The 23,700-nt window shown below is 47.8% G+C and carries 18 protein-coding genes; 8 read left to right on the top strand and 10 right to left on the bottom strand.

All coding sequences use genetic code 11. The features are described 5' to 3' along the window. The first annotated feature begins 10 nt into the window (after positions 1–10). The 3 genes from ACYZZ0_RS08765 (at position 11) to ACYZZ0_RS08755 (ending at position 3,400) form a co-directional block, all read left to right on the top strand. Complete coding sequence (locus ACYZZ0_RS08765) at positions 11–1,228, top strand: phenylacetate--CoA ligase family protein (protein WP_461536236.1); 1,218 nt, start codon at positions 11–13, stop codon at positions 1,226–1,228. A gap of 202 nt (positions 1,229–1,430) precedes the next feature. Further along, complete coding sequence (locus tag ACYZZ0_RS08760) at positions 1,431–2,402, top strand: hypothetical protein (protein WP_461536235.1); 972 nt, start codon at positions 1,431–1,433, stop codon at positions 2,400–2,402. Positions 2,403–2,689: 287 nt separating this feature from the next. Next, positions 2,690–3,400 carry a DUF3581 family protein gene (locus ACYZZ0_RS08755; RefSeq protein ID WP_461536234.1) on the top strand — a complete coding sequence of 237 codons (711 nt, stop codon included), beginning with the start codon at positions 2,690–2,692 and terminating at the stop codon, positions 3,398–3,400. Here ACYZZ0_RS08755 and ACYZZ0_RS08750 read toward each other — a convergent pair. Next, the gene (locus ACYZZ0_RS08750; RefSeq protein WP_461536233.1) at positions 3,385–4,314 is read right to left on the bottom strand and encodes a LysR family transcriptional regulator; all 930 of its coding nucleotides are present in this window, start codon (positions 4,312–4,314) and stop codon (positions 3,385–3,387) included. The two genes, ACYZZ0_RS08755 and ACYZZ0_RS08750, sit on opposite strands and share 16 nt — an antisense overlap. A 115-nt stretch (positions 4,315–4,429) precedes the next feature. On the opposite strand from ACYZZ0_RS08750, the gene ACYZZ0_RS08745 reads away from it, so the two are divergent. The 3 genes from ACYZZ0_RS08745 to ACYZZ0_RS08735 all read left to right on the top strand — a co-directional run bounded on the left by ACYZZ0_RS08745 (position 4,430) and on the right by ACYZZ0_RS08735 (position 6,896). Further along, complete coding sequence (locus tag ACYZZ0_RS08745) at positions 4,430–5,698, top strand: multidrug effflux MFS transporter (RefSeq protein ID WP_461536232.1); 1,269 nt, start codon at positions 4,430–4,432, stop codon at positions 5,696–5,698. A 110-nt stretch (positions 5,699–5,808) separates the two neighbouring features. Continuing rightward, positions 5,809–6,174, top strand: coding sequence for a CidA/LrgA family protein (locus ACYZZ0_RS08740; protein ID WP_461536231.1), 366 nt, complete (start codon positions 5,809–5,811; stop codon positions 6,172–6,174). Beyond that, entirely contained in the window at positions 6,171–6,896 is a 726-nt protein-coding gene (locus ACYZZ0_RS08735; protein WP_461536230.1) for an LrgB family protein, read from the top strand. The genes ACYZZ0_RS08740 and ACYZZ0_RS08735 overlap by 4 nt, the downstream gene beginning before the upstream one ends. A 1-nt stretch (position 6,897) precedes the next feature. Here ACYZZ0_RS08735 and rssA read toward each other — a convergent pair whose 3' ends face one another. From rssA to ACYZZ0_RS08720, 3 genes are read right to left on the bottom strand one after another with little or no spacing between them, the layout of a single operon-like run. Then, complete coding sequence (rssA, locus tag ACYZZ0_RS08730; protein ID WP_461536229.1) at positions 6,898–7,761, bottom strand: patatin-like phospholipase RssA; 864 nt, start codon at positions 7,759–7,761, stop codon at positions 6,898–6,900. 46 nt (positions 7,762–7,807) lie between these two features. Then, complete coding sequence (locus ACYZZ0_RS08725; RefSeq protein ID WP_461536228.1) at positions 7,808–9,268, bottom strand: ATP-binding protein; 1,461 nt, start codon at positions 9,266–9,268, stop codon at positions 7,808–7,810. Between the two features lie 5 nt (positions 9,269–9,273). Beyond that, entirely contained in the window at positions 9,274–10,005 is a 732-nt protein-coding gene (locus ACYZZ0_RS08720; protein ID WP_461536227.1) for a response regulator, read from the bottom strand. Positions 10,006–10,213: 208 nt separating this feature from the next. Between ACYZZ0_RS08720 and ACYZZ0_RS08715 the strand changes: the two genes are divergently transcribed. Beyond that, on the top strand, positions 10,214–10,921 hold the full coding sequence (locus ACYZZ0_RS08715) for a hypothetical protein (protein ID WP_461536226.1): 708 nt from the start codon (positions 10,214–10,216) through the stop codon (positions 10,919–10,921). Positions 10,922–11,157: 236 nt separating this feature from the next. Next, positions 11,158–11,592 carry an acyl-CoA thioesterase gene (locus tag ACYZZ0_RS08710; protein ID WP_461536225.1) on the top strand — a complete coding sequence of 145 codons (435 nt, stop codon included), beginning with the start codon at positions 11,158–11,160 and terminating at the stop codon, positions 11,590–11,592. Between the two features lie 75 nt (positions 11,593–11,667). Here ACYZZ0_RS08710 and ACYZZ0_RS08705 read toward each other — a convergent pair whose 3' ends face one another. The 6 genes from ACYZZ0_RS08705 to astA all read right to left on the bottom strand — a co-directional run bounded on the left by ACYZZ0_RS08705 (position 11,668) and on the right by astA (position 23,529). Next, positions 11,668–14,937, bottom strand: coding sequence for an ATP-binding protein (locus ACYZZ0_RS08705; protein WP_461536224.1), 3,270 nt, complete (start codon positions 14,935–14,937; stop codon positions 11,668–11,670). A 126-nt stretch (positions 14,938–15,063) separates the two neighbouring features. Further along, complete coding sequence (locus tag ACYZZ0_RS08700) at positions 15,064–18,531, bottom strand: hypothetical protein (RefSeq protein ID WP_461536223.1); 3,468 nt, start codon at positions 18,529–18,531, stop codon at positions 15,064–15,066. 237 nt (positions 18,532–18,768) lie between these two features. Beyond that, complete coding sequence (locus ACYZZ0_RS08695) at positions 18,769–19,239, bottom strand: CYTH domain-containing protein (RefSeq protein ID WP_461536222.1); 471 nt, start codon at positions 19,237–19,239, stop codon at positions 18,769–18,771. A 183-nt stretch (positions 19,240–19,422) separates the two neighbouring features. Beyond that, positions 19,423–20,760: an N-succinylarginine dihydrolase gene (gene astB / locus ACYZZ0_RS08690; RefSeq protein WP_461536221.1), complete on the bottom strand. Its 1,338-nt coding sequence runs from the start codon at positions 20,758–20,760 to the stop codon at positions 19,423–19,425. 160 nt (positions 20,761–20,920) lie between these two features. Next, positions 20,921–22,387 (bottom strand): succinylglutamate-semialdehyde dehydrogenase, encoded by a 1,467-nt coding sequence (astD, locus tag ACYZZ0_RS08685; RefSeq protein WP_461536220.1) that lies wholly within the window; start codon positions 22,385–22,387, stop codon positions 20,921–20,923. A 107-nt stretch (positions 22,388–22,494) separates the two neighbouring features. Further along, the gene (astA, locus tag ACYZZ0_RS08680) at positions 22,495–23,529 is read right to left on the bottom strand and encodes an arginine N-succinyltransferase (protein WP_461536219.1); all 1,035 of its coding nucleotides are present in this window, start codon (positions 23,527–23,529) and stop codon (positions 22,495–22,497) included. Positions 23,530–23,700: the final 171 nt, after the last annotated feature.

Below are 23,700 nucleotides of genomic sequence, written 5' to 3'. Positions count from 1 at the left end.
GGAGCGCGCCATGTTTTTTGACGGTAAGGAACATCGTTGTCCTTTGGAGCGTGAGCGCTATCTGCTGGATCGCTTACAGCAAAGTCTGGCTCATGCGGTCGAGCATTCCAGTTTCTATAAAGAACAACTGGCAGGCGTCGATCTGACTCAGATTGATTCACTGGAAGCACTGGCAAAACTGCCGGTCACCCGTAAATCCGAATTAATAGAACTACAGCAAAACACCCCGCCCTTTGGTGGCATCAACGGGCTGGATATGACGGCAATGGGTCGACTGTTCCAGTCACCCGGCCCGATCCATGAACCTGAAGGCAAAACCGAAGACTGGTGGCGGATGGGCAGGGCCTTTCATGCAGCCGGTTTCCGACCGGGTGATATTGTGCACAACACCCTGTCTTATCATCTGAGCCCCGGTGGTTTTATTCTCGACTCAGGAGCCAGAGCCTGTGGCTGTGCAGTAATCCCGGCCGGAGTTGGCCAGACAGAGCAACAGCTGAGAGTCATTCAGTCCCTGCGACCTACCGGCTACGCTGGAACCCCTGCATTCCTGAAAACCTTGCTGGACAAGGCTGATGAGCAGGATATTGATCTCAGCTGTATTCAGCGTGCTCTGGTAACTGGTGGGGCATTATTGCCCGCTCTCAGGGAAGAGTATGATCAACGAGGTATCCAGTGCCTTGAAGCTTATGCTACAGCCGATGCTGGTCTTATCGCATATGAAAGCCCGGCACGGGAAGGGTTGATTGTGGCCGAGGATATTATTCTTGAAGTCGTTCGCCCCGGTACCGGTGATCCGGTCGCACCCGGTGAAGTCGGCGAGATTCTGGTTACCGTATTTAACCCTGAATATCCCTTACTGCGCTTTGCCACCGGAGATCTGACAGCCATTTTGCCCGGCTCAAGCCCCTGCGGTCGAACCAATATGCGAATCAAGGGCTGGATGGGACGGGCTGACCAGTCCACCAAAGTCAAAGGGTTGTTTGTACACCCCAACCAGGTTGCCGAGGTTGTGAAGCGGCATCCACAGGTCAGCAAAGCACGCTTGGTTGTTGATTCGATTGATAGTCTGGATCATATGACTCTTCTTTGTGAAACTGACGAGGAGATCAATCTTGAGGCGATTGAAGCAAGTCTGAAAATTATTTTCAAAATGAAAGGCGGCGCCCAAAAGGTAGCTATGGGAGAACTGAACAATGATGGCATTGTCATAGAGGACAGACGAAATTAAATAACCAGCCCTTGATAAAATTTAATTCCTTTTATTAAGGGCTGTTTAATTTTCTAGACTGTTTAATATTTTGATCCTGCATACGTCCACCAGGATATAACTACAATACGCTGCCAAAAATATCTGTTAAATCATCCCTCTCGTCTGCGAATCGCTCTTCTATACTTTGACCCAAATCATATCTAACGAGAACGGTACTCAAATGGAAGTCGAACGCATATTAATAAGATCCCGACTCAAAACTATATTCCTGATTTTATTTTTTTTAAACCCAACCCATTCATATAGCCAACTAATTGCATTATCAACAGTTCCGGGGGGTTACAAGTTCATCTCCATTGAAGAGCATCAAAAAGATCAGCACGTATGGTTTCTATCCTGCGAATCTTGTCCAAGTGATTTGTATACCCTGGATTTCTCAACTAATGCGAGACAAGTATTAACAATTCTTGGGCTTTGCTCTGCCGAAAAAGGTTTGTCCTTTTCAGTTTCCTTCAAAAGAGCTCTTGGCCACCCGGGTCGATATGGCACAGAGGTACATTTTGGCCAGTATGTCGCCTTTAGTGAAAAGCCTGAAAGTGACATAGACACCGCGCTCGCTACTCACCTTTCAACCGAAGATGAGCGAGTTAGACTAAAAAACCTGTTACTGCTACTTAAACAACTTTCAAAGCTTGCAACTCTTGCATTTGAATACTCTCAGGTAGAGCACTCCACTTTTTTATTAACCTCTACACCTGAAAGCGCCTCTCCTAGCTTCCATATTTCAGATGGCCAAGCGTCGTTATTCAAACAGAAAAAAACTGCCACCATATGGGACATAGATGTTTTGTTTGGGCTCGCTGATAACCCGTTAAATGAAACAAAACCTTGCCAGTGCAGCTTATCTGTTCTGGATTTTGGGAATTCTGTGCCCGCCTTCGAAAACTGGCTGAAACAGAAGCAAGCGAAGCCCTCCAGTTCTGATTCGAAAAAAACCAGAGGTGCGGCGTTGCCAGATGAAACGAACTGGGATCAGGAGATGCATACAGAGGCAGAGTATTATCACACTCATCCGGGCACTAGACATGTACAATCTCTTCACTCAGAGTCGAGTATGCGTGAAGGAAGAGTGCTAATGGAAGTAATACAAAACAGTGAAAAAAAGAAAAAACAGCAAAGAGTTAATCATTAGCTGCTGAACTCATGTAACAAAAGTCAGTTGCAATGAGAATGGCTCAGGGACAGAGCCCGTCTTGCCTGACAGCAACCACAGCTTACGATTATCGCAATCAGTAACCAAACAGATACGAATCTGCCATATTTTCTTTAAACAACTGGCAGTACGATTAAATCAAGGTTACTGGATCAGTCAGGGAAGAGCAGGACTGACCTGCTTCCGGAAGGCCAAAAACCCGAATATTTCCGAAACACCCTGATAGTTTCATCAGAAACAGGACAAATTAACTCCCTGTGCGAACCATGTTTTTAAATCAATATTGCACCGAACTTGAAGCTGGTCATTTTTCTTTTTCCCGCCAGCAATCCAGTACTTTTGCCAAGCAAATCGCCAACGATTTCAATCCGATTCACGATGTGGACAGCAAGCGCTTCTGCGTCCCCGGCGATCTGCTATTTGCCAAGATCCTGATGTCTGAAGGTCTGCATAACGATATGCAGGTTAACTTCAGCGGCATGGTAAGTGATGGTGTAGAGCTGGAAATTCAGGCTCAGGAAAATGGTCGCAAGGTCATTGCCGACGGTCGCGGCAAGGAATACCTCAGCATTGACAGTGAGGGCGAGCAAAATCTTGACCCGACACTGATCGAAAAGCTGGTTCGCAGCTATGTGGCGTTTTCCGGCGAAAACTTCCCGCACGTACTCGTACCACTGATGAAAGACAAAAACGCCATGATTAACCCAGCTCGTCCGCTGGTTATTTATGAGAGCATGTCCGTACATCTGGATACTGTTGATCTGACTGACCCGGTACTTGAAGCCACTGAAGCTGAACTGGCTGTTGATGGCAAGCGTGGTAACGTAACCCTGTCTTTCATCTTCAAAGACAATGGCAAGGTTGTCGGCAAGGGCAAAAAGACCGTTGTTCTGTCCAGCCTGCGGGAATATCAGCAGGACTCTATCGACACCATGGTTGCCGAGTACAACCAGCGCAAGGCTCAGTTTGCCGCCTGAGAGCTTGTATCTGTCAGAAACGAACGCAGCCAGCAATGAGCCGGGTCCTGATGGTGCCGTTGATGCCAGTAGGCTTCATAGGTAATCGGCTCGACCTCAAGCGGCAGAGGCAATGAAGTCACGTTATAGCGTGGCTTCGCATATTCTGCCCAGCCTGCGGATGAAACAAAAACAAGATCCGAGCTTTCACAGATGCCGGTGGCACTGTGAAAGTCATCAACAGCAATAACAATATTTCTGCTTAAACCCTGTTGCGCCAGAGTCTGATCAATAATCGACAGATTATTGGTAACCGTTCCGATACTGATTTGCCCCATTTGCAGCCATGCGTCACGGGACCATGACTGGGAAAGACAGGGATGATCCGTGCGTACCAGGCAGGTCAGCTTATCCTGATGCAGTCTTTTGCTGTAAAGCCCCGGAATACGATGCTGGCCGCAATCGAGATCATCCGGCAGCATGGCCATATCCAGCTCTCCTGAAGCCAGCAGGCTGACATCATTCAGTCTCAGGTTCTGAATCTTGATTTTAACGCCCGGAGCCTGACGGATAATGCTGGCCAGTGAGCGCTGAAAAATTAACTGATTAGCGGTCTCCGGTAATGAAATCCGGAAATGTCGTTCACAACTGGCAGGATCGAAATCAGCAGGCTGTACCAGCTTCCACAGATTTTCCAGTGAAAGACTGAGTTCTGTATGCAGTGCTTTTGCCCGGGGGGTTGGAATCAGGCCGTGAGCCGAGCGGGTAAACAACGGATCACCGGTAATCTGGCGCAGTCTCGCCAGATTTTTACTGACTGCAGACTGACTCAGGCACAGTCGTTCTGCAGCCCGGGACACACTTTGCTCTTCAAGCAAAGCCTGCAGACAGACCAGCAGGTTCAGATTGATTCGGGAAAGCTCTAGCAGGGACATGGGGAGAGATATTCCACAGAGGAAAATGGACAATGAAAAGATATCACTTCCACTCATAAGAGCCAAAAGCGACAATAGCATAACAATTCATGAGTAATGAAAGAGTTTTCGGTTTATGCCTACCTCCCGGCAGTCTGCTCTGCCTGTGATATTTGCCCTGGTACTGTTAAGCCCCCTGGCGATTGATATTTACCTGCCATCCCTGCCCGAGATGGCCAGTGTTTTTAACACAGATGATGCCGCACTGCAGCTGACAATTTCCCTGTTCATGGTCTGCATGGGTGTGGGACAACTGCTTGCCGGCCCACTGTCTGACCAGTTCGGCCGCCGCTTTACGGCCCTGCTGGGAACCGGGTTGTATGTGGCTGGCAGTGCTGCAGGTATTACCTCGGATAACCTTGAAGAACTTTACACGGCCCGTGCCCTTCAGGGTCTGGGTGCGGCAAGCTGTGCCGTCAGTGCCTTTGCCTGGGTACGTGATCATTTCAGTGCCATCGAATCCGGCCGCTGGATCAGTTATATGGGCGGAATGATCGGCACCATTCCAATGCTGGCACCACTGCTTGGCGGTCTGCTGGCAACCCAATGGGGCTGGTCTGCAAACTTTACCTTTATGGCCCTGTTTGGCGGTATTATTTTTCTAAGTGCCCTGCTGTTAATGGATAACAGTCGTCCACCGGCGTTAAAGAAAAAAGGCACCTCCGGTACAGATCAGGAACGCGAGTCAGTATCCAGTCAGTTAAAGCAGATTCTCAGCCACCAGCAGTTTCTGACTTACAGTCTGACCGGCATGCTGACTATGGGCGCAATCCTGGCCTATGCCACCAATGCGCCGTTTGTCGCCATGCGACTGGGCGGTCTGGATGAATTCGGTTTTGCACTTGCTTTTGGCGCACTCGGATTACTGCAGCTGGTAGCCAGCTTTCTGGCTCCGGAACTGGTTTCGGCAGTTGGCCGTCGCTCAACTATTATGATCGGCATTATGCTGGCACTGGTTGGCGGCTGGGGTCTGCTGGCGGTGCAGATATCTGATCCACTATGGTTCTTCCTGCCCGCTGCAGCGGGTTGCATTGGCTTTAACCTGATCTTTGGTACTGCTTCAGGACTGACACTTGAGCCTTTCAAACACTGCTCAGGTCTGGCAGCAGCAATTGACGGCTGTGCTCGCATGACCGGTGGAGGCATTATTGCTTCCGCAGTCAAACTGGCCGGGTTTGATGTCTTTGATACCGTAGCGCTGTCTTATGGCTTGCTGCTGATTGCACTGGTTCTGGTTCTACTTGAAATCAAACGGCATGGGTTTGCGCCTCCGGCAGCCAAACGTGAGTATTCGATTTCTTCATCCGAGTTGCCATCCGATGGTGATCTGTGGAAGCAGGGATAAATAAAAATTCGCTATTCCTTCGCAGTTAATTCATCCGCAGGAATAGGTATTTTCAGGCAAAAGCGATAGCATAAGCCCAGTTTTCACCCTGGCAGGATAATACCGGGCTTATGTTATCCGGACTGATCATACTGTTCGCTTTTACCCTTATTGGTAATACCATCTCAACAGCTCTGGAACTGAGCCTGCCGGGCTCGGTTGTCGGCCTGCTTGCCTTACTGGTTTATCTGCGACTGAAAGGCGGCGCATCAGAGTCGCTGTCACTGGCTTCTGAAAAACTGATTGGTTTCTTGCCTGCCCTGCTGATTCCTCCCGGTGTCGGCCTGTTTTTTCTGGGCGATGTTATGCAGGGACAGTGGCTTGCTGTGGGGCTAGCCATGTTTGTCGGCACCCTGCTCTCCATCGCGATTACCGCCTGGGTCATGCAGTGGCTTATAAAGCGTGAAAAACAGTCTGGTAAAGGACAGGAGTCATGATGGCGAACTGGTATGAGGCCCTGGCACAACAGACATCAAGCCCACTATTCTTTATCTTCCTGACGCTGGCCGGTTATCAGCTTGGACTCTGGGTCTATGGTAAAAGTGGCCGAAAGACACTGTTTCACCCGCTAATATGGGCAACAGGGCTTGTGGCGGTGGCGCTTAAATCCGGCCCCTGGAGTTATGAAGAATTCAGGGAAGGTACAGCACCACTGTATATGTTACTGGGCCCCGCCACCGTTGCGCTTGCGGTGCCGCTCGAGCGACAGTTTGAGAATATTCGTCAGCTGGCGGTTCCCATTCTGGTCAGTCTGGTGATTGGCGGTGTTGCGGTTGCGGGTATGGGCGTGGCAATAGCAGCCGCTGCCGGAGGGAATCTGGTAACCCTGCTTTCAACGGCAACCAAGGGCGTCACAACACCTGTGACCCTCGGTATTGCAGAAGGCATTGGCTCCAATATACCGCTGGCTGTAGCCATGGTTGTTATCTGCGGTATTTATGGCGGCCTTGCCGGGCCGCCCATGTTACGATTTCTGGGTATTACCGAGCCCCGCGCAACCGGCTTTGCACTTGGTATCAACAGTCATGCCGGTGGTGTTGCCCGGGCATTTGAGCTTGATATCAGAATGGGCTCGTTTGCCAGTCTGGCAATGTGTCTGAACGCTGTTTTCAGCTCTGCTGTATTGCCCTGGATTGTCACCCTGATTCTGGACAAATAAGCTACTTCAGCAGTTTATGTAGCCGGTCTCTGGCACCCATAACGACGCTTCTGCCTTCAGCAATAGCTTCTTCTGAACGGTCAAAATCAAACATGCTAAAGTCGTGCAGATAAGGTGCCAGTAACAGATTGGGTGGATCGCCGGCCATCCGGCTTCGGGTGATACGATCCTGCATGATATTCACTCCGCTACTCATCACATCCATAATACCTGGAGCATCATCCGGCTCATCACCACCAAACATATTGCCGATTTTATTGACCCAGCTGTCGGCATGTTTCCTGTCTGTTTTGCCCGATGAATGCCGACCCACAAGATGCGCATTCAGGTCTACAGCAATAACAATATCCGCCCCCATTGCTCTGCAAACGGATACTGGCACCGGATTGACAATGCCCCCATCGAGCAACCAGCGACCTTCTCGTTGTACCGGAGAGAACAGCCCTGGATAGGTGCAGGAAGCCCTGACCGCTTCCAGCATGGAGCCCTCTCGGATCCAGATTTCATTGCCACTGTGCATATCGGTGGCGACAGTAGCGAACTGCACGGGAAGATCTTCAATCTGTTGATCTCCGAGATTATCCCGGAAAAACTTCATCAGCTTCTCGCCGCGAACCAGACCACCCGAGAGCGTCACATCCATCAGTCCGACCACTTCACGCCAGCTCAAGTCCCGCACCCATTTTTCAAAAGGCTCCAGCAGGTCACAGGCCCAAGCCACCCCGACCAGAGATCCTGCCGAGCAACCTGCGACGACATCAGGACGAATCTCCAGTTCTTCCAGCGCCTTGAGCACGCCAATATGAGCCCAGCCCCGGGCTGATCCGGAGCCAAGGGCAATACCCAGCTTTCGGTTCGACGTCATCTTTTATTGTTCTCCCGCACCCGTCTGCTATGTAGACCAATATATATCAGCAGGGTAATACTATGGTTACCTGTAACCCCGGATGAATATTACGCATTTTGATCTCTCCCCCGTGAGAATGAATGATCGTTCGAGCAATAGACAGCCCCAGACCAATTCCTCCGGTAGCCCGGCTGCGTGATTTCTCCAACCGGACAAACGGTTCAAATACCTGCTTTATATCCTCTTCGGGAATACCCGGCCCCTGATCCATGACGATAATTTTTATTTTGTTCTCATCCTGTCGCAGCTTTACTGTTGCTTTCTCACCATACTTGACTGCATTTTCAATCAGGTTTCGTATGGCTCGCTTCAAGCTATTCTGACGACAGTTCAGGATTATCGGCGATGCTGACTTATAAGTCACCGGCATACCAATATCGATAAGATCCTCGCAGATACTGTCAATCAAAGCATCCAGATTAACTTTTACCGTATCTTCACGGGCCGCCGACTCTCTGGCAAATGTCAGGGATGCTTCTGCCATCTGGTGCATTTCTTCCAGCGTTGCCAACAACCGGTCACGATCCGGAGAGGGATCCATCAGCTCGATTCTCAGTCGCAGGGTTGTAATCGGGGTTCGCAGATCATGAGACAGGGCCGCCAGCATTTCGGTGCGATCGGCAACAAAGCGCTGCAACCTGCCATTCATTTCATTAAATGCCCGCACTGTGGAGCGGATATCTGCCGGTCCTTCTTCCGGTAAGGGATCAACAGTGCCACCGCGTCCAAGTAATTCCACTGCTTTAGTCAGACGACGCATCGGGCGGGTAATCCGTCTGACCAGCAGCAACAGGGTCAGACAAACCAGTAGTCCGGTAATCGCTATCGAAATAACCGCCTGACGTAAAAACAGTGACGGTATGGCGGGCACCCTGCTCTTGAGGTTCAACCAGCTACCATCATTCAATTGTATTGCTACACCCAGCTCAACCTGGGGCGGGGGGTCCGGGCGCCAGAATTCAAAATGCCACCACTCGGATGAGGCATATTGTTCGTGTCGGGGCGAGCGGCCAGGCATGCCATGTGATCTGCCATGTTTGTACGACGATTGGTCATAGCGCTTTGGGCCGGGATTCTTTTCTATATGCACCTGAATTCGACCACGGTATTCATAACCCAGGGCATTTATCAGTCGCAGGCCGATTTTATTACCATAGGTTCCCCTGCCATCTGGCCGGTGAATACCCGGTTCATCATCAAGCCAGAAGCGGCTGAAGCCAGAGCCCGCTACCCGTAAAATACGCTTGCGATCCTGCAGCGGGGTTTCCTCCAGAATCTGGGTCAGAACAATCATTCGCCGCAGCATCTGCCCTTCGGAAGCATTATAAATCTGACGCCGGTAAACACCGCCCAGTGCCAGCAGGCTGATCAACTGGGCCACAATCAGGCAGAGTAATATAGCCAGGGTTAACTGCCCGGCAAGGCTCGATGGCCACAGCCGTTTAAGGCCGGAAAACAACTTCACTGCAATTAACTCCGGTGGCCTTCAGTCTTGATATCTGCAGCAAACATATAGCCACCTCCCCAGATCGTTTTTATCAGCGTCGGTTGTTTTGGATCCTGCTCAACTTTTTTTCGCAGCCGACTGACCTGATTATCAATACTGCGGTCAAACGGCAGTGCATCCTTGCCTTTGGTCAGGTCAATCAACTGATCCCTTGTAAGCACCCTTCGGGGATGTTCCACCAGCACATCAAGCAATCTGAACTCTGCGGTACTCAGAGGAATCACCACACCGGATTCATCCTCCAGCTGATGCTGATCCCGATTGAATACCCAACGGTCAAACATAATACGACCACTGCTTGCTTCAGGCGCTGCGACCGCATGTCTGCTCCTGCGCAGTACGGCTTTTATCCGGGCCATCAACTCACGCGGACTGAACGGTTTGGTAACATAGTCATCAGCCCCCATCTCCAGTCCGACAATGCGGTCGGTTTCCTCACCCATGGCAGTCAGCATAATAATCGGCGGCGGAGTTTCGCTTCCTTGCAGCTCCCTGCACAAAGTCAGACCATCCTCACCGGGCATCATCAGATCCAGTACCACCAGATCGATGGTTTCCTTACCGAGCACCCGCCGCATCGCCTCACCGTTTTCAGCCAAACTGACACGATAGCCATACTTGCTGAGATAGCGTCCCAGCAAATCACGGATTTCCAGATGGTCATCAACTACCAGAATATGCTCTGTCTGCCCCATAACCCTGTTGAAGCCTGTTTACATAACGAAATTTAGACTGAACTTAATCAAAGAATCAGCAGCGATGTGTATCAAAATCTGACGACTACCGATTCTGCGACAATTTGCGACAATTTTCCTTCGCCCTGATCATTTCCTGACACAGTTCAGCGACATTTTTACGCTCAAATAATAACACCACGCAGACAACTGAACCGGATCGCATATCATGAAAAAACTATCTTTTATTGCTGCTGCAGCTGTTGCCTTTGGTCTTAGTGTTGCAACTATCAGTAACATTGCTCTGGCGGGCCATGGACACAAAGGATCCTGTCAGAAACAGATGTCAGGACAATTTGAAGACAGTCAGGGCTATAAGCATCACGGGGGTAAATTTGCCCACCGTTTTGCCGAGCGTCGTCACAAGAAACTGGCCAACCGGGAGTTCACTAAAAGTGAGCTAGAAACACTGATGTCAGCCCGCCTGATCATGCTGGGCAACACCAATCTTCGCCTGGGCCAGATCAGTGCCAACAGTGATGGAAACTATCAGGTAGAAATCGTTGCTCAGGATGGTTCTCTGGTAGCCAGTCATATTGTTGGCAAGAACAGCCTGCCTGTTGATACTGATGGAGACGGTGTACCGGAAAAAGCAGGACTTCGCATACTGGCAGCAAAACCGGGTGAGCGTAGTGATATTTCTGCCGAGCAGGCGCGTATTCTGGCAGAGGCCAAACTGCTGATGATAAATAACCCCAATCTGAAAGTAGGTTCGGTCAAGGAACTGGGTGAAAAAGGCTATAGCATTGCGGTAGTAACGCAGGATGGAGCACCGGTTACTGAACGAGTTATCAGCAAGAAAGGTTTACCCGAGCACTTCGAGAAGATGAGAGGTCAGCGCCATCACGGTCACAGCGGCCAACATCATGCGGGATAAATAAAGCACCCCCAAAAAGACAGAATGCTCTTCAGGCTTCTGTCTTTTTCCTTTTATCCCCCTCTCTGAATGCTTATTTCTTTGACCCTCCGTCGTCTTTTACTGATTCACCTGAGATAAAAGTGTTCAGCTAACACATCACTATAGATTCAAGTATACTGCAGGCTAGCCCGTTACAGTCTGATCGTGACAGGCCATGTAACTCACTAATAATAATGACAAAACAGGCTTCAGCTATGCATCCGCTTTTACAGGATTATGTTTGTGTTCATACCCAGCAGGTAACCTGGGGAGAAATGGATGCGTTTAATCATGTGAACAACACCGTCTATTTCCGCTATTTCGAAAATATCCGTATCAAACACTTCGAACAGCTTGAGTTTATGAAGTACAAGCAGCTGGCCAATGTAGGCCCGATACTGGCGGAAACCCGCTGCCGCTTCAAAGCACCGCTGACTTATCCCGATACCGTTCATATTGGAGTAAAGGTCAAAGAAGTGGGCCCGAATCACTTTACTCATGTGTACGCTGTAGTCAGTGAGAATTTGAACTGTATTGCGGCGGAAGGAGAAGGTCGTATTGTTTGCTTTGACTATGGTAACGGTCGCAAAATAGATCGAATGCCTGAAGATTTGTTCCAGCAACTTAAAGCTCAGGAGCAAAACACCTAAATCCGGGACAAAGTTATGCAATACAACAATTGTCCGGATATTTGCCGGACAATTGTTCAAGACTGGAACGCTATATCACAACTGCTCCAGTTCTTTCACAATAGCCTCGATAGACTGTATATCCAGCGTTTCACAACAACGAATAACATCTTCCGCATAAGTCGCATGAATGCCAGTTGCCTGCCACTTTTGGGCCAGCTCCAGCAGCGCCTGAATATCACCAATATCAAGCAAGGCTTTTAGCCGCGCTATCATTTCCCTACACCGCTGCTCAATCTCCCTGTTGTTAGACTTGCTCAGATGTGACCTGATCAAGGCAAGCAGACTTTCCAGATGAACAGGCTTGGATACAAACTCACTGAAGCCGGCTTCCTGAATATTCTGCTGAGTCTGATCAGATACGCTGGCAGATATTGCAATGACTTTGACAGTCTGGCAGGAGGGAATCTGGTGAATAGCTTTTGTTGCCTCGATACCATCAATATCAGGCATACGAATATCCATTAATACCAGGTCATATACTTTCTGCTGGCAACGCGCTATCGCCTCTCTTCCACTCTCCGCCGAGTCAACGTTGAAGTTCTCCTGACTCAGGGCATCAATCAGAAAGTTACGGTTATTGAAGCAATCATCAACAACCAGTAAAGATACGTTTTTTGGTGGCAAGATCGGTGTGGTTTTATGGCTCTCAGGCAAAGGCTTCTTCCTGGTAGGAATTTCACCAGTAACGGGCTGGTAAGGAATACTGAAAAAGAATGTACTTCCCTGCTGCAACTGACTTGTAACCTGCAACTCTCCTCCCATCGCGTTCACCAGACGATAACTGATGGCAAGTCCAAGCCCGCTTCCTCCCTGCTGTTTACCCGACTTTAGCTGGCTGAAAGATCTGAACAGACATTTCTGGTCACTGGCAGAAATACCGATACCGGTATCACAAACCTCAAATACAAGATGCTGGTCTTTCAGGCATACTCGTATAGTAACCATTCCCTTATCGGTAAATTTGACGGCGTTGCCTGCCAGATTGATCAGCACCTGACGCAACTTGATATGATCACCAAGCACTTCAAACGCAATATTACTATCCACCTCCAAACCAATTTCCAGCCGTTTGCTAACAGCCGTTTCCCTGATATTGGCTACAACAGTATTCAATGTTGCCCGCAAATCAAAGGGCTGGGGATCAATTTCGATACCACTGCTTTCAATTTTGGTCAGATCCAGAATATCGTTAATCAGGGTTAGCAGGTGCAGGCCACACTCTTCAAGCAACTTCAGGTTACCCAGATAACGTTCAGGTATGTGCTTGTCTGCCAGTAATAGCTGGGCGTACCCCAGCACCCCATTTAAAGGGGTTCTCAACTCATGACTGATATTGGAAAGGAACATCGATTTGGCTTGACTGGCTCTTTCAGCCTGATCCCTTGCATCAACCAGTTCGGCCTGAATTCTGACCCGTTCACTGATATCCCTGAATACAATGGAAATCAAAACCCCGTCGCTGGTATCCAGCACATTACTGGATAGTTCTACAGGAAACTCCCGACCATTTCTGGTCAGCCCCCTGGAAAGATAACTATCCAGACAGAACGATTCCGGAGATGGCTGGTCAACACGCCCGGTCAGGGGAAGATTCTCTCGAGCCCGGGGAGCGACCAGCAATGACAATGGCATATTGACCAACTCATCATTCTCATAGGAAAACAACTTCAGGGTTTTATCATTAACTAGCCCGATAATGCCCTCTTTATTTATTATTACCGTAGCGTCCGGCGAGCCGGCCACCAATGCACGGAACTTGTCGGTATCCCTGACCCGGTGGGTGATATCATTCCCCATTCCCTCAATAGCGATGAGCCGGGTATCCGGCTGACTGCTTTTATCTTCAATATTGTCATGTGAGGTACAAAACAGCTCCACTCGTCTTGCTGTGCCATCACGGTGACGCATCTCGACTTCAAATGGCTCCTGCCATACCCCAGCAGACAGGGAATCCAGTGTATTGGCGAACCGGAAGTTCATCGCCGATTTGGTAAAGAAGCTTTGGATCTGGCCGCTGAACTCACCCAACTCATAACCCAGTACAGAGCAGATAGACGGGCTGACAAAAATAATGTCTCCCTGACGGGAAAGGTTGAAATAAAAGTAATTTCCTCTCAGTTGCTGTACCAGATGCCCCATATTGTTTGCCCTGGCATGCTGTAATGCCTGGTCCCTTTCAGCCAGCCGGTGCTTTAACTCAAGAAAGCTGCGGTTAAGACTGGCAGCTTCATCCGGTGAGTCAGGCTCATTGTTATCTCTTGAGCCTGCATAGGCATTCATCTCCTTTTTCAGCCTGATCAATGGCCGGGTAATACGCCCCGAAACAGTCCATAAACATCCCAGAGTAAAAACCATGGCCAGCAATATCAGGCTAATGCTGAGAACCACATGCCGCATCAACGGGGCAAGAATATCCTCCTCCAGAATACTGATACTAAGGTACCAGTGTGTAGACGGAATCGGCGTAGCTGTTACCCACTTGCGATCATTACGAATCGACACCCTGAAATTAATTGACTGCCCTTCATTTGCTACACGATGCAGGGCTTCCCGAAATACTCCACAGGGTTCCTGCTTTGAGCAAGGCTGAATCGGACTGGCAATAAACTGCTTTAACAAATCGCCAGTTTCTGATGTGACGTTAATTTTACTGGCTCCGTCACAGGGACCTGAGGTAATGAATGGTTCGAGATGCCTCATTCTTGGCATTGATATTCCATTCGCATATACAACCTCTTCCTGTCGATTAAGAATGATCAAACGTGTTCTTGAGCCCAGCCAAACCAGCGGCTGAGTTAACTTTCGACCATCGATATCCACTCGTAAAAGTCGTTTATTTGCCAGAGGCAATAAAAGGCTGGTACGAAACAGGGTAACTTCCTGACTATCAGTATCAGTAAACCAGACCGGCTGATCAGCCAGAGCATCAAGCGCCTCATACTGGTTTGAAAAAGGAATCGAAAAAGGGAGTGAGCGAGCCGGGTTAAAAAAAGAACCGCTTTCTCTGGACCAGTATCGGGCTTCAGCACTTCCCCTACTTGACTGTTTTGTACCATAAACATCTGATATGCCAACACCCGTCACAACCTTGCTAGCTTCAAACAGATCATTCAGATACTCTGACACTTCATTATCTGATAGCTCTCGACTGGCAAGCTGCAGCTGCATGGCCCTTGCTGCAATCAACACTTCCTTGATATTGCCATCAATCACAGCGGCATACTGAAGACTCTGATGCAGGTGTCTTCGACTGATTTCTACCGAAGCGGCCCGATAGGTGAAATACAGATATATAACTGTCACCAGGCTATAAAACACTACCGCTGGTATGACAGTGAATAGCGTTATTTTTTGCCTGATAGATGTCGACATACGGCCTTGTTCACAACCCTGTACATTACTTATGGGCCAACTCCCAAGAGTTTTGACTTATTGCAAGCTAGCACAGGGTTTCACGTGGTGCCCGTTCAATCGTCTATCGTTTTCAAGTGAACGAAACGGGCTTCGATAAGGATGTTGACCAGCTTTTATCTTCTTTAACCTTTTTTTCTTGCGAGGCCGTTTTACAGGACTATAGTTTAGTAATTTTGTCGAGTTATTATAATCGGGAGCCCTTCGATAATATAAACAACCTGAATTATGTACCCACCACCAACCAGCACATTCTGCTTCTTCGCCTGGTAGGATATAGTGCCCGGATTTGGAAACAAAAGCATTAGAAAAGAAAACGATTGTACCCGGACGCTGTAGCAAGGAGACGATTTCCTGTGCAGATGCATGGTATTTAAAATAGCGCCCAACTAACTGCTGCTCAACCTGTCGATAGAATTTCCAATACGCATAAGATGAAACATTTTGCCCATATTTAAGATTAGGTTGTATTAAGACAACCGTTCGATAAGCTTCTATCCCTGAATACATTTCAAACAAATAATCCATCAGTGCTATAACCAGAACATGCATATAAAGCTGACTACCAGCCTCATGATGATAACACTGTAACTGCATGCTTTTTGGTACCCTTCTAAGTACCCCTGCGATACCCAAAGGTATGCTTCTTAAATAATCTGTTATAGCCCCACGAATATCCCTTTGATAACGAATTGTTTTATCTACAGAGACCAAACCTGATAATCTATACATATTACTAATACAAACAGAGTATTCATTAACAAATCGTAAAGGTATAAGATCCGGATAAAACCCGGCTGCTTGATAAATAACACCTTTGGTGTCCAGAATATTAGAATCAGATAATTCCGGCTCATCACTACTATTCACATATAGACCTGCGATTGAAAGGCATGCCCAAGGCGAGCTTTCCCGAAAGAAGACTGGTGGTCCTGTATGATGGCTAGCCAGAACTATTGTACTTTCCTGTCTTGCCTCTCTCTTGATATCTTCAACCTTGTAAAACCTTCTTACATCAACCAGATTCTTTATTTCACTATTGAATTGGTAAAGAATACTTTCTGGCCGCATCTGAGAGTTTGGATATACAACCATAACCCGACACTTTATCCCGGAGAGATCTCTCAACACACCAAGTAATATAGGAATAATATCTTCTTCATGATCGCAACTCGGAAAAAATATTCGCTCTGGAACTGACCAACGATCTACCTGACTACTTGCCAATTTGGGATACAAGGCAAGTTCCAACTTTCCAAGTACACATTCTTCAGACTCTCCAGGAAAGGCAAAGCGCAGGACACCTTTTGCAACTGATTGTAAAAAGGAACTTTCAGGCGTAGTGAAAGGAATTGCGTGATATTGCATACTCAAAGTATTTTCTACAAAAACTTTGTACTCCTGACTGTCAAGCGGGCCATGTAATCTGTAAATTTCACTCTTAACTCTCCCTCCGGAGTCATAATCTTTTTTCTTTTTCCCTTTTTCCCTTTTTCTTTTTTCAACTCGCTCATTAATTTTAGTTCCGAAACAAGCACCTATATCCCATAAATCCTGTATACTTGCGGCTTTAGCAATCAATGAACCATTATCCATAAATTCACATAACGGTCGATTCACTCGACTATAATATCCTTTTGAGACTTTATAACCTTTACTTTCAAGTTGCTCTAAACAAAAATCTATAAATTCAAACCTAAAGCTCGGAAGTTGACAAACATAAGGAATATAAGACTGGGCTTGATCAATTATCACACATAATTCATGCCTTACTTGAGGCAGAGAAAAAACCTGAGTCACAGCATATTCATAAATTTCATGCCAAATGCTCGCTTTCATTTCTGCTTCTTCATCTTTTGCATCAACATCAGTATAAGAATAACATTGCTTTTTATGCTTGTGATACTCTCTATATATCATTCCCAAAAAGAAAACATAACGCCTAACCGGATTAGTACAAAGCGTTTTGGCATGATGATAAAAATTGTTTTCCAAGTTTAAGATGTAGTGATTACCAATAGCAAATTCATCATTCACTGCAAAAAAGAAAGGTGACATATCAGCTAACATCCACTGCCCCTTTATCAAACAGTAATTTGGAAAATTGGGATCTACTGTAAAGACAAAGCCCTGCTCAGGATCTCCGGTAGGATTCAGGGGGTTTGGACCTTCACACTTTTCCATATAGTCAATAATTGTATCGATTATTTTCTTTTTATCACCCCATGGAACAGCTGGATCTGCTAATACATGATCTGCAAATTGTTCTCGGGCATATTTTGGTTGAATAGCATAAATTACATAATCTCTTCTCCTGACATTGTATACGTATAAATACGAAACAGGAGCTATAGGTATTCCCGCTAGATTCATTAACATAATATTCGCTCTGGCACTGGCAATGACCTTCTCAACCTCTGCCTGACATTTACATGTTCTATGAATTCTTTTAAGCACCATGGAGCGTAGAAAATACAATGGCCAGGTAACCTGAGAAGAGATCCCTGAGCCAAGAAATGATAACAGGTGTGCATTTATCTCAGGAAAGTCGGGATTATAGTTTTGCTCATATTGCTCAATAAATGCAGCAATATCTTCGGCAGTAATACTATCACTTCCCAATCCGTCGAACTCGCTGTTTTCATCAATAAGCTCACTTGGATCATTAAATAATGCATTCCCAATTGAAATATGAAAATCTACAAAAACTCTGCTACTTAAACGTCGAGTAAATACTATATATAACTGATTTTCGTCAGAATCCGCTTTAAAACTAATATGCTCATCAATATCTTTTTTTTTGCAGGCACTACACTTAAATCTAAAAAGAGCTTGTGGATTCGATAGACAATATTCATCAGCATCTTGCTCGGTCATGATCTCACGAGATTTTATTAAATTTTTTCCATCGCTGACGAACTTCCAACCATAATAATATCTCGATATTTCTTCTCTCGATGCACTAGAGGTGCCCTCTTCTTCTGTATCAGAGCCTTCGACTACCTCTCCCATATGATTAAGCAGACCACTGTACTCACTGTTATCACTTTCTACACAGCTATCACCTTCTGCACAGCTATCACCTTCTGAACAGCTATCACCTTCACCCACTGAACTACTGCTTTCATCTTCATCCTCTGAACTACTACTTTCTTCTTCATCAGCAAAAAGTCTCTGCCCTCTATCTACAGGGGTGTTTGACCGCGTTGCGGATGGTGTTTTGGGAGGGCATATAACATCCTGCCTGTTGCATAAAATCAGAAAAGAGCCCTTCGTATAGAAAACTTCATAATAAGAACCCTCGTCCCAAAAATATTTTCTATCATCATCCTGTATTTTCTCAGGATCAGCATCCAGCATACTTTCTGCAAGCTTTGCAACTTCATCTATAAACCGAGGATCTTTTAGAAATACCAAAACTTGCTGAGTCAGGGCCAGAGCCTTTGCAGTATCGAAGCCAAAAACTGAATTGCTCAGAAATATCAAGCAGCAGAACATTATGATTTGACAAAATCTACTGCCTGACAAAGTCGCACCCCAATACTTTCTGCTCAGCAACAAAAAAACTATTGAAGAAATAATATATCCGATTAGCTACATATCAAATAAAAGACACATAACAAGTCATCATAGTGAGCAAAGAAAAACCCAATTAACAAGCAGAATGTAAACGACAACAAGAATTTAAAAATTCAAGATAATATACAGGATAAAAAACCGGATTCAGGTCCAGCTTTTATAAGGATTCATTTTCAAAGCTGAATTATAATATCTATCATTACCGGTAACCTCCTCTCCTAACCATTCAGGTTTTTCGAAATATTCGCCCTCTTCTTCGAGTTCAATTTCGGCAACCAGTAACCCATCATTATCTCCATAAAACTCATCCACCTCAAAAACATGACTGCCGCATGTGACAAGGTAACGGGTTTTATCGATAGTGCCTGACTCACACAACAAGAGGAGCTCATTTGCCTCAGTAATCGAGATTTCACGCTCCCATTCGTAACGTGAAGTCCCTGAGGCGTTACTGATACCTTTGATAGTTAAAAACCCTTTATCTCCTTTTATACGCACCCGAACTGTTCGCTCCGGATCAGAGTTCAGGTACCCCTGTACAATTCGAAGCTCACTGTGCGCTTCTGACTTGAAATCGCCCTTAACCAGAAACTTACGCTCAATTTCCTGAGCCATAACAAACCCTCAACTATTATCTATTTTCCAAAAAGAAGTTATATACAGATATCTTACGGTTAGAAAGTCTATCGCTTAGATATCTATCACGAAGATATAAAAAACCCCGAGCCACTACAGCTCAGGGTTCAGATAATGGAATACTTTTCCTATTTCAGGAATCAGTCTTTACTTACATCAAGCTTATACACGCTGAAAAGGATAAACCGCTCCAAGCCCCAGAATCCCGGTAAGCTCATCCAGCGCCCGACGTGACTCTTCCAGCAGCTGCGGATCAATCAGGTCATCCGTATGGAGCTGATCACGATAATGACGTTCAACCCAGTTACATAAAGTTGTGTACAGACCATCATCCAGAATACAGCTCTGATTAGCAGCTTTCAGTTCTTTATCATTCATCTCAACCCGCAGACGCAAACAAGCCGGTCCACCACCATTATTCATACTCTGGCGCAGATCAAAAGCTTTCACTGCATTGATCGGGCTGTCTCCGGTAACCAGCTCCTGCAGGTAAGACCAGACATTCTCATTGTCCTGACACTCAGCCGGTACAATAATCGTCAATGAGCCATCCGGCAGAGTAATCAGCTGGCTGTTAAACAGGTAGCTCTTGACCGCTTCACTGACAGAAACCCGGTTGGAAGGTACTTCTACAATCTGGAAGTTGCGCCAGCCACTGGCTGCTTTCAGATCAGCATAAACCTGTTGCTGATCAAGGTAGGCCTGTTCATGGCAGAACAGTACATCGCGGCTGCCCACAGCAATAACATCATTGTGGAATACACCCTGATCAATCACGGCCGGATTCTGCTGGGCATAGACGACATGACCGTTATCCAGCTGGTGATTACGTGCAATAGCCTGACTCGCTTCAAGTGTCTGTCGAGCAGGATATTTCTGGGGCTCTACACCTGCAGAAAATGCTTTGCGACCATAAACAAAAAACTCTACGCCCTGCTTGCCAGGCTCTGAGCAGAAGCGGGTATGGTTTGCCGCACCTTCATCGCCAAAGTGAGAGACACCCGGCAGAGCCTTGTGGTGAGCAAAATGCTGGCTATCAGGAAACATGGCCTGAAGAATACGACCGGTTGTTTCGTGTTCAATCGCCCGGTGAAACTTGCTGCTCAGGTTGGCCGGAGTGAAATGAACTTTACTGTCCGCCGTGTTGGCACTGGGAGAAACTGTTGCCGCATTGGCAGTCCACATACTGGAAGCAGAGCAACAGGCCGCCAGCAGTTTGGGAGAAGACTTGTTAGCCCGTTCCAGCACCTGGGCATCACTGCCAGTGAAACCCAGTTGACGCAGGGTATGAGTATCAGGACGCTCCTGCGGTGCAAATACGCCTTGCACCAGCCCCATATCATGCAGCGCCTTCATTTTTTTCAGGCCCTGCAGGGCGGCCAGCTTGGGGTTGGAAACAGCTGCCTGGTTCCCAGTAGAGGCAACATTACCGAAGGAAAGGCCAGCGTAGTTATGAGTCGGTCCTACCAGACCGTCAAAGTTTGCTTCAAAAGCTGTCATTTATCATTCTCTTGAGGGGCGGCGTCACGGGCGTCAGAGGCGAAAACTTTTTGTTGTTAATGAAATCCCTTCATTTACGCCATGATTTGACTCGGTGAAATGACCCGGTCCTCTGCACAGGCTGCAGAAAACCGGGTAATAGCAGGCTATAAGCTAAAGCTTACAGCTCCAGACCTGGTGCCAGGTTTGCCGGCAGCTGAACACCTTCAGCTTCCAGACTGGCAACAGGGAAAGCACAGTAGTCGGCAGCATAGAAGGCACTGGCACGATGGTTACCACTGGCACCGATACCACCGAACGGCGCAGCACTGCTGGCACCGGTCAGCTGCTTGTTCCAGTTCACAATACCGGCACGAATACGACGGTAGAAGTGTTCGAACTGCTCGCGGCTGTCACTCAGCAGACCGGCAGACAGGCCATAACGGGTGTCATTAGCCATATCGATTGCCTGATCAAAGTCATCATAGAAGATAACCTGCAGCAGCGGGCCGAAGTACTCTTCATCTGGTAGGCTTTCAATAGCAGTCACATCAATCAGTCCCGGAGAAATCAGACCAGTACCCGGCTTGATCTTCTCGGCCTTGACCAGAGAGGTACCACCCAGCTCTTCCAGCTGATTTTGGGCATCCAGAATGCCATCAGCCGCATGCTCGGAAATCAGTGAGCCCATAAACGGCTGCTGTTCATCATTCCACAGGCCGACCCGGATTTTACCGGTCGCTTCAGTCAGTGCTTCAACCAGCTGTTGGCCGGCTTCGGTCTTCGGTACATACAGACGACGGGCACAGGTGCAACGCTGGCCGGCAGTGATGTATGCAGACTGCAGAATATCGTGAACAGCCGCTTTCATATCGGCGACTTCATCAATAATCAGCGGGTTATTACCACCCATTTCCAGCGCCAGAATCTTGCCCGGATGGCCGGCAAACTGTTCGTGAATCAGGTGACCGGTACGGGAGCTGCCGGTAAAGAACAGACCATCGATTTCTTTATGACCAGCCAGTGCAATACCGGTTTCCTTCTCGCCCTGAACCAGATTCAGTACACCTGCAGGCAGGCCGGCTTCATGCCACAGCGCAACCATCTTTTCAGCAACCATCGGGGTCAGTTCACTGGGCTTCAGTACTACAGTGTTACCTGCCAGCAAGGCCGGAACAATGTGACCATTTGGCAGGTGACCCGGGAAGTTGTAGGGGCCAAATACAGCGACTACACCATGCGGCTTGTGACGGATAAATGCCTTGGCTCCCGGTGCTTCATTTTCAACGGTGCCGGTACGCTCATGATAGGCACGTACGGAAATGCCAATTTTGCCTTTCATGGCACCAGCTTCAGTGCGGGTTTCCCACAGAGGCTTACCGGTTTCCATGGCGATGGTTTCAGCCAGTACTTCAGCATCCCGGGTCAGCAGTTCACCGTACTTCAGGACAATGGCTTCACGCTGTTCAAATGTCAGATCAGCCCAGGCCGGAAACGCAGTACGTGCTGCCTTGATTGCCGCATCAACCTGCTCGCTGTCCGCCGCAGCACTTTCCCATACAGCAGAACCATCCGCCGGGTTTACAGAAGTAAATACCGGCCCTTTACCAGCCAGCCACTGACCATCGATATATAAAGCTTCAGACATCAGGTTTTCCTGTCACAAGTTTTGGAAAAATTGTTATCGCTGGCCGGCACATGACCGGCCATTTGCCACTGTAGTATCTATATACAAGCTAGGTACTAGCTATGAACTTAATGCCTGTTCAGCGGTGACAGGGTAACAACACGCAGGGTGTCGCCTTCACTGACCTTCAGTACTTCAGCCTGAGCCGGACTAATAGTCACCACATCATCATCAGAAGGTTGCAGCGGCGCAATAATACAACGAAAGTCTTTCAGCTCCCGGTTGGACAGCATGTAAACATCTGCTTTTGGCGGCTGTTCAATTTCTTCTACCCGTACCTTGCAGTAGTAGCTTTCCTTGACTGCACGGACATAACGTACCGGTGCTTCAACCAGCGGGCCGGCGTCAAAGATAGCGACACAACCGGTATAACGCAGACCCTCACGCTCCAGCATTTTCAGCGCCGGAGTGGTATCGGCCTGAGTCTTGCCAATAACTTCAGCCGCTGCTTCCGGCAACAGGTTGACGTAAATCGGGTGGTTCGGCATCAGCTCGGCAATAAAGGATTTGCCATGGGCTACCCGCTGGTCAGCTTCAATAAAGTCTACATTGAAGAACTTGCGACCCAGGCTTTCCCAGAACGGAGAGTGTTGGGTTTCATCCAGATAGCCACGCAGTTCTGCCATCACATCCGGAGCGAAACGCTTCTGGTGCTCGGCCATAAACATAAAGCGGGACTTGGACAGCAGGCGACCGTTGTTGCTGTGACGGTATTCCGGCAGCAGGAACAGGGTGCACAGTTCGGAGTAACCGGTGTGGTCACTGCTGAGAATCAGGGTTTCAACCTTGTTGTACACATCCAGCTCGGCGGAGTGGTGAACCTGAGTGTTGACCCGGTAGTTATACCAGGGCTCGCTCATACCTACGGCAGACTCAATACCCGCAATACCGACAACCTTGCCGATTGAGGTATCTTCCAGTACCAGCAGGTACAGTGACTCACCAACAGCTTCTTCAGAATCGTAGGACTCCAGTGTCCACTTCAGCTTTTCCCTGACCCGCTCTTCATGAGGCTGCAATGAAGTGAATCCCGGCCCTGTCTTGTTGGCCAGCTCCCACAGAGCATCCCAGTCATCGGAACGGATTGGTCGAATAACCATCATGGGCAATATCCCCAACTACCAAATTATTATTGAACGCGCTGGTTTGTCTGCTGTCCCCTGTTTCCGGAGCACAGCAACCAGGCGTGATCATGAGAAAATCTTCATCCCTGTTATTCTTGGGGGCTGCATTCCCTACAGCCCTTATTGGCTATTTATCTGTCTAGCCAGTGT

This window comes from Spongorhabdus nitratireducens (genome assembly GCA_947387575.1).
Lineage (GTDB): Bacteria > Pseudomonadota > Gammaproteobacteria > Pseudomonadales > Endozoicomonadaceae > CANDOC01.
The sequence above is the reverse complement of the archived record's forward strand: the minus strand, read 5'-3'. Positions and strand labels throughout refer to the sequence as shown.